The sequence below is a fragment of the Mycoplasmopsis synoviae ATCC 25204 genome (genome assembly GCF_000969765.1).
GTDB lineage: Bacteria > Bacillota_I > Bacilli_A > Mycoplasmatales > Metamycoplasmataceae > Mycoplasmopsis > Mycoplasmopsis synoviae.
This window is the reverse complement of the sequence record NZ_CP011096.1, coordinates 702,059-719,574: the sequence shown is the minus strand read 5'-3', so window position 1 is coordinate 719,574 and position 17,516 is coordinate 702,059. Positions and strand designations below refer to the sequence as shown.

General features: G+C 28.9%; 21 protein-coding genes and 1 other RNA gene. 18 read left to right on the top strand and 4 right to left on the bottom strand.

Going from position 1 to position 17,516, the window contains the following annotated elements:
• Positions 1-135 precede the first annotated feature (135 nt).
• The 11 genes from secY to ffs all read left to right on the top strand — a co-directional run bounded on the left by secY (position 136) and on the right by ffs (position 8,478).
• Positions 136-1,569 (top strand): preprotein translocase subunit SecY, encoded by a 1,434-nt coding sequence (secY, locus tag VY93_RS03195; RefSeq protein ID WP_020002864.1) that lies wholly within the window; start codon positions 136-138, stop codon positions 1,567-1,569.
• On the top strand, positions 1,563-2,198 hold the full coding sequence (locus VY93_RS03190) for an adenylate kinase family protein (RefSeq protein ID WP_020002863.1): 636 nt from the start codon (positions 1,563-1,565) through the stop codon (positions 2,196-2,198). The genes secY and VY93_RS03190 overlap by 7 nt, the downstream gene beginning before the upstream one ends.
• Positions 2,199-2,259: 61 nt before the next feature.
• Positions 2,260-3,006, top strand: a complete 747-nt coding sequence (map, locus tag VY93_RS03185; RefSeq protein WP_020002862.1) for a type I methionyl aminopeptidase — start codon at positions 2,260-2,262, stop codon at positions 3,004-3,006.
• Complete coding sequence (gene infA / locus VY93_RS03180; protein ID WP_011283714.1) at positions 3,007-3,222, top strand: translation initiation factor IF-1; 216 nt, start codon at positions 3,007-3,009, stop codon at positions 3,220-3,222.
• 7 nt (positions 3,223-3,229) lie between these two features.
• Positions 3,230-3,343, top strand: coding sequence for a 50S ribosomal protein L36 (gene rpmJ / locus VY93_RS03175; RefSeq protein ID WP_011283713.1), 114 nt, complete (start codon positions 3,230-3,232; stop codon positions 3,341-3,343).
• Positions 3,344-3,346: 3 nt separating this feature from the next.
• The gene (rpsM, locus tag VY93_RS03170) at positions 3,347-3,715 is read left to right on the top strand and encodes a 30S ribosomal protein S13 (protein ID WP_011283712.1); all 369 of its coding nucleotides are present in this window, start codon (positions 3,347-3,349) and stop codon (positions 3,713-3,715) included.
• Positions 3,715-4,104, top strand: a complete 390-nt coding sequence (gene rpsK / locus VY93_RS03165) for a 30S ribosomal protein S11 (protein WP_020002861.1) — start codon at positions 3,715-3,717, stop codon at positions 4,102-4,104. The genes rpsM and rpsK overlap by 1 nt, the downstream gene beginning before the upstream one ends.
• Before the next feature lie 19 nt (positions 4,105-4,123).
• Complete coding sequence (locus VY93_RS03160; RefSeq protein WP_020002860.1) at positions 4,124-5,125, top strand: DNA-directed RNA polymerase subunit alpha; 1,002 nt, start codon at positions 4,124-4,126, stop codon at positions 5,123-5,125.
• 11 nt (positions 5,126-5,136) lie between these two features.
• Entirely contained in the window at positions 5,137-5,499 is a 363-nt protein-coding gene (gene rplQ / locus VY93_RS03155; protein ID WP_020002859.1) for a 50S ribosomal protein L17, read from the top strand.
• A 117-nt stretch (positions 5,500-5,616) separates the two neighbouring features.
• Positions 5,617-8,367: a cation-translocating P-type ATPase gene (locus tag VY93_RS03150; protein WP_020002858.1), complete on the top strand. Its 2,751-nt coding sequence runs from the start codon at positions 5,617-5,619 to the stop codon at positions 8,365-8,367.
• 14 nt (positions 8,368-8,381) lie between these two features.
• Positions 8,382-8,478: signal recognition particle sRNA small type (gene ffs, locus VY93_RS04050), an RNA gene on the top strand.
• A 73-nt stretch (positions 8,479-8,551) separates the two neighbouring features.
• Here ffs and VY93_RS03145 read toward each other — a convergent pair.
• Genes VY93_RS03145 through ligA form a run of 4 tightly spaced genes read right to left on the bottom strand, consistent with a single transcriptional unit; the run spans position 8,552 to position 12,118 of the window.
• Positions 8,552-8,791, bottom strand: coding sequence for a hypothetical protein (locus VY93_RS03145; RefSeq protein ID WP_020002857.1), 240 nt, complete (start codon positions 8,789-8,791; stop codon positions 8,552-8,554).
• Position 8,792: 1 nt separating this feature from the next.
• Positions 8,793-9,512, bottom strand: a complete 720-nt coding sequence (locus tag VY93_RS03140; RefSeq protein ID WP_020002856.1) for a TrmH family RNA methyltransferase — start codon at positions 9,510-9,512, stop codon at positions 8,793-8,795.
• Positions 9,496-10,032, bottom strand: coding sequence for a tRNA (cytidine(34)-2'-O)-methyltransferase (locus VY93_RS03135; RefSeq protein WP_020002868.1), 537 nt, complete (start codon positions 10,030-10,032; stop codon positions 9,496-9,498). The genes VY93_RS03140 and VY93_RS03135 overlap by 17 nt, the downstream gene beginning before the upstream one ends.
• Positions 10,025-12,118: an NAD-dependent DNA ligase LigA gene (gene ligA, locus VY93_RS03130; protein WP_026365156.1), complete on the bottom strand. Its 2,094-nt coding sequence runs from the start codon at positions 12,116-12,118 to the stop codon at positions 10,025-10,027. Before ligA ends, VY93_RS03135 begins: the two co-directional genes overlap by 8 nt.
• Positions 12,119-12,163: 45 nt before the next feature.
• Here ligA and VY93_RS03125 point away from each other — a divergent pair, with 45 nt between their 5' ends.
• The 7 genes from VY93_RS03125 (at position 12,164) to VY93_RS03095 (ending at position 17,449) form a co-directional block, all read left to right on the top strand.
• Positions 12,164-12,691 (top strand): hypothetical protein, encoded by a 528-nt coding sequence (locus tag VY93_RS03125; protein WP_020002855.1) that lies wholly within the window; start codon positions 12,164-12,166, stop codon positions 12,689-12,691.
• Complete coding sequence (locus VY93_RS03120; protein ID WP_020002854.1) at positions 12,691-13,554, top strand: hypothetical protein; 864 nt, start codon at positions 12,691-12,693, stop codon at positions 13,552-13,554. The genes VY93_RS03125 and VY93_RS03120 overlap by 1 nt, the downstream gene beginning before the upstream one ends.
• The gene (locus VY93_RS03115) at positions 13,532-14,350 is read left to right on the top strand and encodes a YcsE-related riboflavin metabolism phosphatase (protein WP_020002853.1); all 819 of its coding nucleotides are present in this window, start codon (positions 13,532-13,534) and stop codon (positions 14,348-14,350) included. The genes VY93_RS03120 and VY93_RS03115 overlap by 23 nt, the downstream gene beginning before the upstream one ends.
• On the top strand, positions 14,350-15,186 hold the full coding sequence (locus VY93_RS03110) for an FAD synthase (RefSeq protein ID WP_020002852.1): 837 nt from the start codon (positions 14,350-14,352) through the stop codon (positions 15,184-15,186). The genes VY93_RS03115 and VY93_RS03110 overlap by 1 nt, the downstream gene beginning before the upstream one ends.
• 88 nt (positions 15,187-15,274) lie before the next feature.
• Positions 15,275-15,541, top strand: coding sequence for a 30S ribosomal protein S15 (rpsO, locus tag VY93_RS03105; protein ID WP_020002851.1), 267 nt, complete (start codon positions 15,275-15,277; stop codon positions 15,539-15,541).
• A gap of 104 nt (positions 15,542-15,645) precedes the next feature.
• Positions 15,646-16,623 carry a recombinase RecA gene (recA, locus tag VY93_RS03100; protein WP_020002850.1) on the top strand — a complete coding sequence of 326 codons (978 nt, stop codon included), beginning with the start codon at positions 15,646-15,648 and terminating at the stop codon, positions 16,621-16,623.
• Between the two features lie 7 nt (positions 16,624-16,630).
• A complete protein-coding gene (locus tag VY93_RS03095) occupies positions 16,631-17,449 on the top strand; it encodes a TIGR00282 family metallophosphoesterase (protein ID WP_020002849.1) in 819 nt (272 codons plus the stop codon).
• Positions 17,450-17,516 lie beyond the last annotated feature (67 nt).

The following is a 17,516-nucleotide window of genomic DNA, read 5'->3' as shown; positions in this document are numbered from 1 at the left end:
AAAAATAATTTTTTTGTCAAAAATCAGCAATAGTAGAAATTTTTACAAATTTTGCACATTATTTAGCACTAAATTATTTGCGCAATATAGTCTTAAAATTTGATAAAATTAAAATTCTTAAGAAAAGGCAAATAAATGTTTTCGAAAATAAACCTATTTTTTTATACTTTTGGGTCTAAATTAAAAAATAGTTGATCTAATTTTTGATCTTCTAAAGAAATAACAAAAAAGATAATTTTTACTCTTTTGATTATTTCTTTATATATAGTTGGAACAACCATAACAGCGCCTTTTGTTAGGTTAAATGCCAATATTTCAATTGCAGATAATAGCTTTTTAAATACCCTTAATTTAATCGGTGGTGGAGGACTTACACAGTTTTCTATTTTTGCGCTTGGAATAAGTCCTTTTATTAATGCTTCGCTGATTATGATGATTTTGCAAAGTAGGCTATTTCCGTTGATACATAAATTAACTCAATCAGGGCCTCAAGGTAGAAGAAAGTTAAATATAGCAACTAGAATTTTAACTTTTATAATTGCCTATCCGCAAGCGGTATTTTTAACAAAATCACTAACTGCAGGTGAAAGAAATTCTTCATTTATTACCCTGGTTTCTATAGATGGATTTTCAGTTGATTTACTTGTTTATTTTCTGCTTCCAATGATTTTAATTTCGGCATCTTTATTTGCTTTATTTTTAAGTGAGCAAATTACAAATAAAGGTGTAGGAAATGGAACTTCAATTATTATAATGACTGGAATTGCTGCCAGACTTCCATTTCAAATGCAAAATGCATTTAAAATCTTTGTAGGTGATTTATCACAAAGTGGAATCTTAGTTGGGATATTAAATTTCGTAACTTATATATTTATCTATCTAGCTTGCCTTATGGTGATTGGAATTTTTTATAACGCTGAAAGAAGAATTCCAATTCAGCAAACTGGAGCTGGTAGATCTAAAGCACTTAAAGAAATAGGAAGCCTTCCGATAAAATTAAATCCAGCTGGAATTATGCCAATAATTTTTGCGATGCTAGTTTTATCGCTACCGACATTAATTGCCAATATTTTGCCAAATGATAATTATTCAAAACAATGAATAAATGAAAACTTGCAATTTTATAAACCACTAGGTTTTTCGCTATTAATAATTATTACTTTTGTCTTTAGTCTTTTAATGGGAATTCAGCAATCTAAAGTAGATAAAATTGCAGAAGACTTTGCTAAAAATGGAACTTTTATTCCGAAAGTAACTCCTGGAGAAGAAACTCAAAATTATTTAGTTGCCATAGTATTTAGATTAAGCTTTTTCAGCGCCTTTTATTTGGTGATAATCGCTGGAATGCAATATGTGCAAATAATGACTGGAATTCTTCAACCTTCAATTGCCTTTGGTGGAACTAGCTTAATGATTTTAGTATCAGTATCGATAGAAACCATTAGCCAATTAAAAGCTAGAAATAAATCTAAAAAATTATTTAAAGCCAAAAGTCAAACTAAAAAATTAATTTTAAATAGAAATAATTCAAAAAACAAAAAAGATTCATACAAAGGACTTTTATGATAAATAAAAACTTAATTCTTATGGGAATGCCAGGTTCTGGAAAAGGAACTCTGGCAAAAGAATTAATAAAAATTTCAAAACTCAAGCATATTTCAACTGGAAATATACTTAGAAATGAAATACAAAACAAAACCGAGCTAGGAAAGCTAGTAGAAGAAATCATGGCGCAAGGAAAATACGTCTCAGATGACATTCTTAACGAAATGGTAAAAAAAACCCTTTTAGACGCCAAGGAAAATAATGAATTAATCATACTAGACGGCTACCCTAGAACTATAAATCAAGCTAAGTTTTTAGATTCGCTAAATATCGAATTTAAAATAGTAGAGCTAGTAGCTCCGCTTAATTTAATAACCAAGCGGTTATCTGGAAGAAGAGAATGCCCTAAATGTAAGGCAAGCTACAACGTATTTTTTCAGCCACCAAAGCAAGAAAATAAATGCGATTTAGACGCGCAAGAGCTAGTAGCCAGAAAAGACGATAACGCAGAATCAATAGCTAAGCGGTTAGAGATATTTAAAAAAGAAACTAGCCCATTATTTGAATACTACAAAAGCAAAAATAATCTAATTAAAATTAGCTCAGAATCTAATCCAAAGCTAATTGCAATAGAGCTATTAAAATCGCTATAATTACTAAAAAAATAAATAACGATTTTGGTAGTATTTTTTGATATAATTAAACTTACTTTATATGGCAATTATTAAAACTCAAGAAGAAATTCAAAAAATTAGTAAAAGTTGTCAGATCTTGGCGGAAGTTAAAAACATTCTTTATGACTTTGTAAGACCAGGTGTTTCTTTAAAAGAAATCGATCAATTGGCTTTTAAAGAAATTATTAAAAGAAACGCCAAACCTGCCTTTTTAGGTTTATATGGCTTTCCAGCTACTGCTTGTATTTCCGTTAATGAAGAGCTAATTCATGGAATACCAAGTGATTACGTTTTAAAAGATGAAGATCTTTTAAGCATTGATTTAGGTTGCACCTATGAAGGATATCACTCCGATAGTGCATTTACAATGAATGTTGGCAAAATCAATGAGGAAAATATTAAATTGATCAATGTAGCCAAAGGTGCATTTGAGGCGGGACTAAAAGCCATTAGAAAAGGTGCTACCATTGGCGATATTTCTTATGCTATAGGTAAGTACATCAAAAAAAATAATATGTATACACCTAAAGAATTTTGCGGGCATGGAATTGGAAAAAATCTTCACGAAGATCCAAATGTTCCAAATGATGGCATCCCAAAAAAAGGAATGCTGCTGCAAGATAATATGGTTATATGCATCGAACCTATGATTACTCAAAGCCCGGGAATTAAAATTTTGAAAGATGGCTGAACAGTAGTAAGCAAAGATAAGAAAAAAACTTCCCATTATGAACATACCGTTTTAATTAAAAACGGAAAAGGAATTATCCTAACGAAAGGAATTTAATTGGCAAAAGACGCAATCAAATTAAGAGCTAAGGTTTTAGAGGCTTATTCAATGGACGATTATTTAGTCGAACTTGAAAATAAGCAACAAATCAAAGCCAAAATCTCAGGGAAAATGAGAGTTAATAGAATTAGAATTCTGCCTGGGGATTTAGTTGATGTTGAATTAAGTTCATACGATTTAACCAAAGGAAGAATAACCTACCGTCACAAATAGGAGAAACATGAAAGTTAGATCAGGTGTAAAAAAAATCTGTAAAAAATGCACAATTATTAAAAGAAAAGGAGTAAACCGCGTTATTTGTGAAATCCCAAAACACAAACAAAGACAAGGATAAAATATGGCTAGAATTTTAAATATTGAAATCCCAAATAATAAACGTGTTGTTATTTCATTAACTTATATCTACGGTATTGGTAAATCACTAGCTAGTGAAATTTGCAAAAAAGCAAACGTAGATGAAAATACCAAAACTGCAGAATTAACAGAAGCTCAACTTTCTAAATTAAGAGAAGTTGCTAAAGCTTATACTACCGAAGGTGATTTAAGAAGAGAAGTAACCTTAAACATCAAACGTTACATGGAAATTAAATGCTACCGTGGAATTAGACACCGTAAAGGATTGCCAGTAAGAGGACAATCAACTCAAAAAAACGCAAGAACCAGAAAAGGTCCAAGAAAAACTGTAGCTGGAAAGAAAGGTAAATAATGGCTCGTAAAGCAAAGAAAAAAAACATTAGTAGTGGTGTAGCACATATCCATTCATCTAATCAAAATACAATTATTACCTTTACAGACGAAAAAGGAAATGTAATTGCTTGATCATCATCAGGTAAAGTTGGTTTTAAAGGAACTAAGAAAAAAACTCCTTTCGCTGCATCAGAGGCAGCCAAAGACGCAGCTCAAATGGCAAAAGAACACGGAATTAGCCAAGTTAGAGTTGAAATGAAAGGTCTTGGATCTGGAAAAGACTCAGCTAGAAAACAAATCGAAGTTTGAGGAATTAAAGTAACAGAAATTAAAGACGTAACACCTATTCCTCACAACGGAACACGTCCACCAAAACGTGTACTAAAAAGATTACGTCTTAAAAAATAATTAAATCGCAGGTTCATTTATGGAAAAATTAACAAAAATTAAGCACAGAATCATTCCAGCAAAAGATTCACAAAATAATTCATATAAAAAAGTTCTTGAAATTAAGGGTTTAGAGCGTGGTTTTGGTAATACATTAGCTGTTGCCCTTAGAAGAATACTTTTATCTAATATCACCGGCATTGCGCCATTTTGTGTTCGTATTGAAGGCGTAGAACACGAATTTACAGCGCTTGAAAAAGTTTCAGAAGACATAGTTACTATTTTAAGTAATTTAAAAAAGGTAGTTTTAAATTACAATGAAGACTATGTTAAAGACAACCAAATCATCAAGCTTTCACTAAATGCCAATGAAGATAATAGAATTACTTCAAATCATTTAACAGTTACTAATGCTCCTAGAGTTGAAGTTCAAAATAAAGACGTTGAAATTGCAACTTTAAGTAAACCAGGAGTTCTTAAACTTGAAATGTTTTTAAGAGCTGGTAGAGGTTATGTTGACTTTGAAGATAATAAAAAATTTATCGAAGAAAAAGAAAAAGAACTAAAAGAATTATCAAGCTTATCAAAAGGAGCTTTCATTGCCATGGATTCAGTGTTTTCACCAGTTGTAAACGTGGCTTGAAAAGTAACTGAATTAAATACTGCTTCTTTAAAAATTGAAGAACAACTTGAACTTGAACTTGAAACCAAATTAGGTGTTACTCCTGAATCTGCTATCAAACTTGCTTGCAAAATTTTAGTAGCGCATTTCCAAACCATTGGAGATTTAACAGATTTAGATAGTGACGAAATTTTCCAAAGTGAAAAACAAAGCCTTGAAAAAGAAGAAGACGATATGGAAATAAGACTTCTTAATCTTTCAATGCGTTCACAAAATGCTTTAGCTAAAAGTGGAATTAAAACTTTAAACGAACTTGCTTCATATCCAATTGAAAAGCTAAAAGAAATTAAAAATTTAGGTGAAAAATCTAGAGAAGAAATTATTCGTAAATTAAACGAATACGGAAAACTTAAAAACTAGGAAAGGAAATTATGGCAAATCCAACACAAATTTACTCAAGAGATAGTAAATGAAGAAGAGGCGTAATGCGTTCTTTAGTAAGCGAACTTTTACTTCATGGAAGAATTCAAACTACTTTAACTAGAGCTAAAGAAGTTAGAAGACACGCTGAAAAATTAATCACCAAAGCTAAAGCGCAATCACTAGCTTCTAGAAGACATGCTGCTTCATTTCTTCGTCCACTTGTAACTAAAGATAATAAAACTCTATTACAAGAATTATTTGATACTATTGCATCAAAATATAAAGATCGTCCAGGGGGATATACTAGAATTTATAAACTTCCAAAACGTGATGGTGACTCTACAAGAATGGCTCTTATTGAGTTAGTTTAATATTTGAAAAGTTGCAAATATGCAACTTTTACATTTTATAAAGCCTTATTTTATAGCAAGATAAGCAAAAAGCACAAAAAGCGGTATAATAAATAAAATTATAAATAGGAAATAAATATGTCTGAAAACAATAAAAACAGTCAAGGATTAACCACAGCCGAAGCCAAAACAAGAAATCAAACTTATGGGCTTAACGTATTAAAGAAAACTAAAAAACCAAATGTGTTTTTAGTGTTTTTATCACAGTTTAAAGACGCTATGGTTATACTGCTTTTAATTGCCGCTGTTGTATCGCTAGGAATTGCTATTTATAATGTAAGCAAAAATTACGTAATTACTAGAGAGCAAAACGAAGTAGTAGCGCTTTTTATAAGTCCTTTTGTTATTTTTTTAGTTGTGTTTTTAAATAGTTTAATTGGAACTTATCAGAGCCTTAAAAGTTATAAAGCCGTTAAATCGCTAGAGAAAAATAACGAGCTTAAAGCTAAGGTATACCGTGATGGAAAAATTCAAGTTATTCCATCTTCTGAAGTTACTGTCGGAGATTTTTTAATCGTAGAAGCTGGGGATTATATTTCAGCTGACGCTAAGATTTTAAAATGCTACGATTTTTCAGTGGTAGAATCTTCTCTAACAGGAGAGTCTAATTCTGTATTTAAAAGAGTCGGTAAGCTAGCTAGTGAAAATATTCCTTTAGGAGATAGATTTAATCAGATTTTTTCTGGTACTTATGTTTCTAAAGGTCATGCTCTTGCCGAAGTATATGCAATTGGAGAAAATACTCAACTTGGAAAAATAAGCCAAATGATTAAAAATCAAAAAGAGCTTTTAACTCCATTGCAAAAAAAACTTATTCATCTTTCAAAAATCTTTGGATACGCCGGAGTTGCATTATTTTTACTAACTGCAATTCTTCATGTGCTTCTATCTGCTTTATTTTCAAATGATTCTTTAGGATTTAAAAATCCAAAAATTTATTCAGATGCTTTTCTAATTGGTATCTCGCTAGCGGTAGCGGCCGTGCCTGAAGGTTTAGTTACCTTTTCTACAGTGCTTCTTGCTATTGGAGTTTCTAGAGTTACAAAAAATAAAGCTATTATTAGAAATCTTCCTTCAATTGAAGTTTTAGGTTCTACTACTGTAATATGTAGCGATAAAACCGGAACCATGACTCAAAATAAAATGCAAGTAGTTGGATTTTACGATTTTACCAACCCAGCTGCAACTGCAGATAAATCAATGGTAGGAGTTGGATTTTTTGCGACCAATACTGCAACAATTCGCCAAGAAGGCGATAAGTTTGTAGAAATTGGAGATCCAACTGAAATTGGAATTTTAAAATATCTAACCAATCATAAATTCTCACAAGAAATGTTTTGAAGATCATATTCAAAACTTTCAACCTTAGAATTTGATAGTGAACGTAAAATGATGTCAGTTTTACTTCAATCACCTAGAGGTAGAAGCTTAATTGTTAAAGGTGCTCCTGATGTTATTTTAAAAAGATCTCTTAACGCTAATAGAAGCCACTATGAAAAAATTGAAGAATTTATTTCTAAAGGTTATAGAGTTTTAGCGCTTGCTTATAAAAAATGAGAAAGCCCTTCAACTCAATTAAGCGTTCAAAATGAAAATAATTTAACATTTCTAGGTCTTGTAGCTTTATATGATCCACCAAGAGAAGAAGTTGCTAGTTCAATACTATCAGCTAAAAATGCTGGAGTTAAAACTATAATGATAACCGGAGACCATATCGGTACTGCCGTTTCTATTGCTAAAAACTTAGGAATTTATCAAACTGGTGATTTAGCCGTTTCAGGAGCAGAACTTGCTTCTTGAGATGATAAATATCTAGATAGCGTAATTAATAATGTTTCAGTTTTTGCTAGAGTAAATCCTAGCGATAAATTAAGAATAGTCTCATCACTACAAAGACAAAACCAAGTAGTGGCAATGACTGGAGATGGAATTAACGATGCTCCTGCTCTTAAAAAAGCCAACATTGGTATTGCAATGGGCCAAGCCGGAACCGATGTTGCCAAAGAAGCCTCTGGAGTGGTTCTAGCCGATGATAACTATAAAACAATCGTTAATTCAATTAGAATCGGTCGTGAAACTTTCGATCGAATTAAGCTAGTTATTACTAATTTACTAGTTTCATCAATTGCCGAAGTTATTATTATTCTTTTAGGATTATTTATCTACCGTTTTGCTTTCAATAGACAAATCGATGGAAATGAATTTATTATTCTTTCAGCAACGCAGCTATTGATAGTTAATCTTTTAGCTCACGGACTTCCTGCAATAGCTCTTGGTATTGTAAAGCAAGAAGAAAATGTAATGCTTAGAAAGCCATATAAAACTACCGATACAATTTTTTCAAATGGTACTTTTATAGTTTTACTTAGACAATCACTTATTATTGCCTTTTATTCACTTTTAGCTTATGGAGTAGTTGGGCTATTTGCCATAATAAATGATTTAAAAGGTAAAGAATTTGTTAGATTATGTTCTAGTGCTGCCTTTTTAACACTTGGAATTTCTTCATCATTAAATACACTTAATTTAATGACTAAGAAAAATCTTGTTTTTGCAAACTTTAATAGATACAAATGAGCAATTCTTGCATCGCTGTCATCATTTTTAATAGTTGTATTTTTAGGATTTACTCCTTATTTATCAGAGTGAATCGGAAATGCAAATGTCTTATCAGAAAACTATACAGCCTTATATGGACTAATTCCTTTAATCTTTGGATTTATTCCACTTTTCTGAGAAGAAATACATAAATTATTTGATCAATGATGAAAAGATCCATCAATTGCAAGACCAGATTTTAAAAAATTCAAACTTGCTAAAAAGAAATAAAAATAATGCTATAATACATATGCCATTAAAACGATAACTCTTTAACCTGGTCAGGATAGAAATATAGCAGCCACATAAGAAAGTGTTGTGTTTAATGGTACTTTTTATTTTTATACTTTTTAATTAGATTAATTAGAAAAAAAATAGATTAGTAGTATCTATTTTTTTCTTTCTTTTTTTGCAATTATTTTAATTTCAAATCAGCTTTTAGTTTTAAATTTTCTAAAACTAAATTTTCGTTTTGTTCTTTAAGCTCTTTGTTTTGAGCGCTTAGTTCATTGTAACTAGATTCAAGTAATAATAGCTCGCTTTTTAAATTGCTAATAAATAAAGCAATCTCACTAGGCGAAACTCCCACTAGCGATTTAGAAAAACTAGCGTTTTCTAGCAAAGAGAGTAATTTTTTGTATTTAGAATTTTCCATATTATTTATTTCTTATTTTATTTAATATTATAGCCAAAGCACTAGCTACATTAAGTGATTCAAAGGCAATTGGAATATAAACTTTTTCGCTAGCGTATTTAATTAAGTTTTTATCAATTCCATTAGCTTCGTTTCCTACCACAACTGCTATTTTTTCATTATCAAAACTCACTTCATTTAACTTCTTAGCATTTACATCTAAAAGTGTGTAATATAGCTTAAAATTTTGCGCTTTTAAATCTTTTAAAATCTCTTCTAAGTTACTTGTTGAAATAATATTTAAATTTGAAAATATAGCTCCTAGAGATGAACGAATTATTTTAGGATTATAAATATCGATATTTTCAATTATTACTGTGTCAAATTCAAAAGCAAGAGCTGATCTTAATATAGTTCCAATATTTCCAGGATCGCTTACATTATTTAAAATAACGGTTTTATTTATTTTATTTGTAGGCTTTAAAAAAGAGGCCACGCCGATAATGCTTTGCGGAGATTTAGTTTCAGATAAATGCTTAATAATTTCATAGTCCACTCGAATAGAATCTTTATAAATTAAATCTTTAGAAGACTCTAGCGTGATAACATTGGTATATTTTTTAGCTTCTGAAATTAAATTAAATCCTTCGAGTAAAAACTGCTGCTTTTCTTTTCGATATTTTTTATTTTGCAGCTTTTTATATTCTTTAATTAATGGATTTTGTTTAGACTTGATTATCATCTTCTAAAAGATATTCTTTTCCTTTTTGAACTTCGTATAAAGAAAGACCTTTTCAATTCATTTGACGCATAAATTCAAAGCCTACAATGCAAACGGTATTGGCTAAATTAATTGACCGCATTTTAGAAACCATAGGAATTCTTAAGCATTTATCGATATTGTTTTTAAGAATTTCTTTATCGATTCCAGTTGATTCTCTTCCAAACATAAAAAAAATGTTTTTATCTTTGCTATATTCGTTTTTAAAATCAACTTTATCATAGCTTTTTAGTCCATATCTAGTAATATAAAAAACATTTGCATTTTTATATTTATTATAAAAATCTAAATATGAATCATGAACTTCATGTCTTATATCGCTAAGAAGCCTCCCTGCGGCTGCTCTTTTAAAATATTTAGGATGTAAATCAAAACCAAGTGGTTTTATTATATGAAGCTTAGCTCCTAATGCGTAGCAACTTCTAATTATATTAGCGGTGTTAGGACTAATTTCAGGTTGATATAAAACGATATTAAGCATTTTCTTCCTTTAAAAGATTATGAAATTCTTCTTCAGTAATTACTTTTATATTATTCTCTAAAGCTTTTTTAATTTTAGTTGAATTTTCTTTACTATTAGAAATTAAATAAGAAGTGTTTTTAGAAACTGAATTTGAAAAAATTCCACCATTATCTAAAATAATCTTTTTAAATTCATCTCTAGAAACAGATAAGCTTCCAGTAATTGCAAAGTTTAAATTATTTAGTTTAGATGATTTCTTAGAATTTGAATAATTTAAATTTTCATCTAAGAATTTAATTAGATCTTGATTTTTTTCGCTGCTTAAAAACTCTTTTAAGTTTTCAATACTTTTTTCACCAAAAGTATCAATGCTTAAAAGATCTTCATCAGTTAAATTATTTAAATCACTAAGTTTGGTTATTTTATTGGTTAAAAGGTTAGCTGCAATATTTCCAATACCTTTAATTCCAAGTGCTGCAAGAACATTTCTTAAATATGCATCCTTAGCTTTTTCAATTGATTGCAGAATATTATTTATCTTTTTATTTTCTTGACTTTTACCTGCAAAGAATTTTATTTTTTTAATTTCATCAATATGATTTTTTAAAAGAAATATATCTTGAATTTCTCTCATTTGAATAACTGGATGATTGTAAAAAATTCTAATATTTTGAACTGATAAATTTGTAATGTTTAAACAATTTTTTGAAACAAAAAATGTAAGCATTTGAATTTTTTTCTCATCACAGTTTTCATTTCTACAAAACTGATCAATATATCCTTCAGGAATTTCTAGAAGCGAGTTACAGCTAGGACAATTTAAAACTTTTTCAAAAACACTATCAGTATTTTTTTTGTAAATGCTAATTACTTTTGGAATTATTTCACCAGATTTAATAATGGTAATTTCATCACCAATATTAATGTTGTTTTTCTTGATGAATTCGTAGTTATGAAGAGTTGCATTTTGAACGGTTGTATTATTTAATTCAACTGGCATAAATTGTGCAATATAAGTTATATTACCAGTTCTACCAACTTGAGCTACGATATTTAAAATTTTAGTATTAGCTTCTTCAAGCATATATTTATAAGCAATAGCTCATTTAGGAAACTTTGAAGTAAATCCAATTTGCTCTCATTTATCGATTAAATTAAATTTAATAACAAAGCCATCACAATCAAATTCAAAATTATTTTTTATTTTTGAAAATTCATTTATTTCAAACATAATTTCCTGATCATTTTTAGCTAGCTTTTGAAATTCATTAACTTCAAAATTTTGTTCTTTTAAAAAAGCTAAAACTTCCATTTGAGTTTTTAAATTATGCTCTAGCGGAGAAACTATTTCGTAAAATAAACTTGATAAATTTCTCGACTTTACAATCTTGGCATCTTTTTGACGCAAAGTTCCTGCAGCTGCGTTTCTTGCGTTTTTAAAAAAAATAGGAGTTTTAATTTTTAAATTAGATCAACTTTTGCTTTTTGGCAGAGCTTGCATATAAGAAAAAATCTTTTCAATGTTAGTTTGAAAATATTGATTTTTAATATCTTCGTTAAGAGATTTTCATGTTGATTTTTTCATGTAAATCTCACCACGAACTTCAAGCGGTTTTAAATATGAAATTTGTTTTGGAACATCTCTAATTTGGAAAACATTTTCTGAAACATCTTCTCCAGTTGTTCCATCACCTCTGGTGATAGCTTTTATAAATTTACCATTATCATAGTGAATTGAAATTGAAAGACCATCAATTTTAGGCTCTAGTGAAAAGCCAAAATTTTCTAAATTTTTATATTGAGTAAAGTTTTCATAAAAAGAAAAAATTTCGCTTTTTTTATAAGCTTTATCTAAAGAAAGCATTTCTTTGTTGTGCTTTGTTTTTTTGAATTTGTTATTTACAAAAGCACCAATTATTTTAGTAACTGAATCTTCTAATACTAAGCTTGGATATTTAGCTTCTAATTCTAAAAGCTCGCTATACAAGCTATCATAGGTTTTATCATCAACTTCTGGCGCATCTAAATCATAATAAAGATGATTTAAATGCTTTAAATAATTATTAAGTGAAATTATTTTTTCTTTTATTTGTTGATTTGACATATTAATTATTATAATATAACAATATAAAGAAAGCTTAGGATTAAAATGGCCACAAAAGTTACTGCGTTTTGCAACACATGCACATTAAAATGAGAATACTTCTTTGGTGAAACCCAAGAATTATCAATGATTAATTTAGCACTCAATTACATCGAACAAAATCAAAAAAATTTATTTGTAAAAGAAAACTTTTTTGAATTTATAAATAAAAGTTTTTCAGGTAAAAAAGATTTTGAATCAATGCCACAAGAAACCAAAAATAAATCAATGGAACTTTTTTATAATCAATTTGTTGGAATGTTTAATGATGAAGAAAGAGCAATGCTTGAAAGCAATATTTTACTCAAGCATAATTTGGAGATTTATCCAATATATTTATCAAGTCTTCCAGAAGACGAAAGAAAGATAATGAATATACCTTTACTTAGTTTATGGTTTTTAAATCAAGAAGAATATAAAAGAAGATATAACCCTGAAATAATTTATATTCAATTCACTAAAGAACAAGACTATTTAGTTTGTCCTAAATGCCAAAGCATGTCTGCTGCAGTTATTGCCCAAGATCAAGTTTAATGTTTTATAAAATCAATAAACCAACAAATGTATTTTGTAATAAATATATTCGCTCTTGAGCAAAAGAAAATAATGCAGAAAAAATTGGTCAAAGCGGAACGCTCGACCCTTTAGCTAGCGGCCTTGTGATAATGGCTACTAATAGCGATACCAAAATTTTGCAATATGTTAAAAACCAACCTAAAGTTTATTTAGCTAAAATGGAATTTAATTTATTTTCAAATACGCTAGATTCTGATGGTGAAGTTAAAAAGTTAAATTATAAAAAAGTCACTTTGCAAAAGCTAGAAAAAGCTATTGTAAAAATCAAAAAGCAAACCTATCAAATGCCTCCGCAGTTTTCTTCAAAAAAAGTTAAAGGCAAAAAAGCGTTAGATCTAGCTTATAAAAATATTGCAATAAAACTAAAAAAACAAAAAATAAAAATTTTTAGTTTTGAACTTCTAGAATTTAATTTTGAAAAGCAATATGCTGTTTTTGAAGTTTCAGTTTCTTCTGGAACTTATATTCGAAGCATTGCAAAAGATCTTGCAAAGTATTGCAATAGCAGCGCGATTTTAACTTCCTTAAAAAGAAAATCAATTGATAATATTTTTCTAAATGATTTAAAAGAAAATGAATTTGAAAAATTGAATATTAAAAATTTATTTAATATTAAAATGCATAGTTTATCTATAGAAGATTTAAATAAATTAAAAAATGGACAAAAAGTTTTTTTAAATTATTTAAATGAAAAAGTTTTCTTTATTGTTGATAAAAACTCAGCTAAAGTTTTAGCTACTGGTAAAATTAAAAACAAATATTTTTATCCTAAAAATGTTTTCGTAGAAAGAATAAAAAATGAATTACAAAGACAAGTATAAATTAGCGGCCTTCGATGTTGATGGGACTTTACTAGTTCCTGGTGATTTAGTATTTTCTAAAAACATTAAAAACATGTTTTTAGAACTTAAGAAAAATAACGTAATAACTACGCTAGCTACCGCTAGAGAATTTGCTAGCATTAATAATTTTTTAGAGCAACTTAACCCAGATTACTTTATTGGTGCAAATGGATCTTTTGTTTGAGATGTTAAAAACAAAAAATTCATCTTCACCAATGTATGCAACAAAGAAGACGTTATAAAACTCTATGATGAATTTGCAACCAAAGTAGAAGGATTTCAAATATCACATTTTGACAAAGTTTTTAAATCACCTACAACTAATACCAATACTTGATATGCCAAGCCTTTCGAGCATAAATTTGAAGACTATAGCGCTGATAAATTAATCGATGATCAAATTCATTTAATAACTTTAAATCAACCTGATCCTAAAAAGGTTCAAGAGCTAGTTAAAAACGTAACAAAATTTATAAAGCAAAATAAATTAGATTTAGAAATTTCTTCACTTTGATCAAGAGGAATTTTTATTGCGCCTCCTATGAGTAATAAAATTCATGCTCTTGAAAAATTAGCTAGTTATTTAAATTTAGGACTTGAAAACATTATCGCTTTCGGTGACGGTGAAAACGACTACGAAATGATTAAAAATGTAGGATATGGTGTAGCTATCGATGATTCAAGTAATGAATTAAAAGCGATTGCAAAAGACATTTGCTTTAGCTGCGAGGTAGATGGTCCATATCACAAATTAAAAGAGCTAGAAATTATCTAATGCAAGATTTAATAATTTATAAATTTGATCAATGAACGCCACAAGAAAACGATAATTACATTATCGGTGCTTTTGAAGCATTTCATTTAGGACATTTTCAACTTTATAAAAAATTATTAAATAATTCTGGCAGAAAAGTAATAGTAACTTTTAATAACGAAAATTTATATAAAGATGCTAATTATTTTTTTCAAGATAATCACAGTAAATATTTAAATTTTGCAAAGTTAAATATTGACTGCGTGGTAGAACTTGATTTTCAAGATATTAAAAATCAAAGCGGACAAGATTTTATTAATAAGCTAACTAATAATCTACCAGCTAAAGTTATAGTTGGAAAAGATTTTCGCTTTGGAAAAAACGCAAAATATAAAGCTAGTGATTTAAGTTTAATAAATCCAAATTTACAAGTTGAAATTTTAGAATTTTACAAATTCAACAACTCTAAAATTTCAACATCAGAGCTTAAGCAGCTAGTAGAATTTGGTGATATAAAACTGCTTAATTCTTTACTAGTTTACAATTACAATTTTTCTGGAACTTTAAACATTGACGCTAGCGTTGAGCTAAATCCGAATTTAACTCCACTGCATTCTGGAATATATCTAGCTAAATTTGTAATTAAAAACTTTTTATATTACGGACTATTTATCAAAGAATTTAACAAAAACTGCTACATATATATCTTTGATTTAGATTTAGATATTAAAATAAAGCAAACCATCGATATCGAAATATTTTACAACCTAAAACTAATAACTAAAGACGAATCCAAATATCTAAATGACGATTTAATTGAAATGGCTAAAAAGCTGATGCTAAAATTTGTAAATTAAGATAAAATAATAAAAAACAAATTTTATCTTTGGTTTACATGATTTAATGTTTGCTAGAGTAAAACAATACTTACAATTAAGGATTGAAATGATTTCAAAACAAGAAAAAAAACTTTTAGTTAAAAAATACGGTAAAAACGAAAAAGATACCGGTAATGCATTTGTGCAAGTTGCACTTTTAACTCATGATATTGAAAAGCTAAAACCACATTTTCAAGCAAATCCAAAAGATTTCCATTCAAGAAGGGGATTTTTAGCAAAAATTACTCAAAGAAAAACTCTTTTATCATATTTAAAGAAAAATGATCCAGAAACATATTTAAAATGCCTAGAAGAATTTAAATTACGTAAATAAAAATTGCACGCAGCAATTTTTATTTTATTTTCTGGAAAATTGCCGCAAAATTTTTATTTTTTGTTTTTTAGACGCAAAAAATAATTTCATAATTAGGAGACAAAATGATAGAAAATAAAAATATAAAATCTGCTCTTAATGAAATTGAAAAAAAATTCGGAAAAGAATCTATTATGGTTCTTGGAGATATTCCAAATGCCGATGTTGAGGTGTTTTCATCAGGAAGCATTCTTTTAGATAACGCTTTAGGAATCAATGGACTTCCTAAAGGAAAAATAATTGAAATTTACGGCCCTGAATCTTCAGGGAAAACTACGCTAACATTGCACGCTATTGCTGAAGTTCAAAAAAATGGCGGAATTGCAGCCTTTATCGATGCCGAGCATTCAATTGATCCGCAGTATGCAGCCAATATCGGTGTTGATATTGATAATTTAATCTTATCTCAGCCTGACTCTGGTGAACAAGCGCTAGAAATAGTGGACATTTTAGCCAAAAGCGGAAACGTTGATTTAATAGTAGTCGATTCGGTTGCCGCGCTAGTTCCAGAAGCAGAGCTTAATGGTGAGATGAAAGACCAGCAAATTGGTGCTCAAGCTCGGCTAATGAGTAAGGCTTTAAGAAAAATTACTGGTAATTTAAATAAAAATCAAACTACTATAATTTTTATTAACCAAATTAGAGAAAAAGTTGGTGTAATTTTTGGTAATCCAGAAACCACAACCGGAGGAAGAGCGCTGAAATTCTACGCTTCAATTAGAATTGAAGTTAGAAAAGGCAGCCAAATTACTGAAGGCAAAGACATTCTAGGAAACGAAGTTAAATTTAAAGTCGTTAAAAATAAACTTTCAGCGCCATATAAGGTAACTCAATCAGAAATATTATTTTCAAAAGGTATCGATAGATATAATGAACTAGCCACCATTGGTATTGAAAATAAAATCTTTGACAAAAAAGGTTCATGATACTACTATAAAGAAAATAACGTAGCGCAAGGTAAAGCTGCGCTTAAAACTTATATAGAATCTAACCCTGAAATTATTTCAGAAATTCAAGATACATTAAAAAGTAATAAATTATAATATTAAAATGAAACTTAAGATTCTTTTTGTTGGAGATATTTTCGGAGAGCCTGGAATTCTTGCGCTTAAAAAAATTTTGCCTAAAATTATTTTTAGAGAAAAAATTGATTTTATAATTGCGCAAGGAGAAAATGTATCGGGCAGAAAAGGTCTTTCCAAAAAGGATTTTGATGATCTTTTAAAATTAAATGTAAATTGCATTACAATGGGTAATCACATTTGATCAAATTCAGAAATTTATGAATTTATCAATAACCCAGAGCTTATTAGGCCTCTTAACGTTGAAGGTTCATATCCTGGTAAAGGAAGCAGAATTTATAACGTTAAAAAATATAACCTCAGAGTAACTGCAATTTTAGGAAGAGCATTTAACGTTTTAAATAAGCCATGAGACCAAGCTCAGGCTAATGATTTTTTTGACGCTTTTGATAGCGTGATTTCTTCAGAAGAAAAAGTTGACTTTGACTTTGTTGATTTTCACGCAGAAACCACTAGTGAAAAATATGTCTTTGGACTTTATCTTGATGGTAAAGTAGACGCATTTTGCGGAACGCACACTCACGTTCAAACCAATGACGCAAAAATTTTGCCTAATGGCACAGCTTATATTACTGACGTAGGAATGACCGGGCCGCAAAATTCTGCAATTGGCGCAAACTTTGAAGAAGTTTATAAAAAAATGCGTTTCAATGGCAAAGAAAAATTTAAGGTAAGCGATAACGATTTACAATTCAATGCAGTTGTAATTACCTTAAATAAAAATAAAAAAACTAATAAAAAACGCCACAAAATTAAGCTTATTAATATAAGTGACATTAAAAAATAAAAATTTTAAAAAAATATATACATTTTAAAATCTTTTGTGTATAATTAGTCTTGCGAGTTTTAAATTA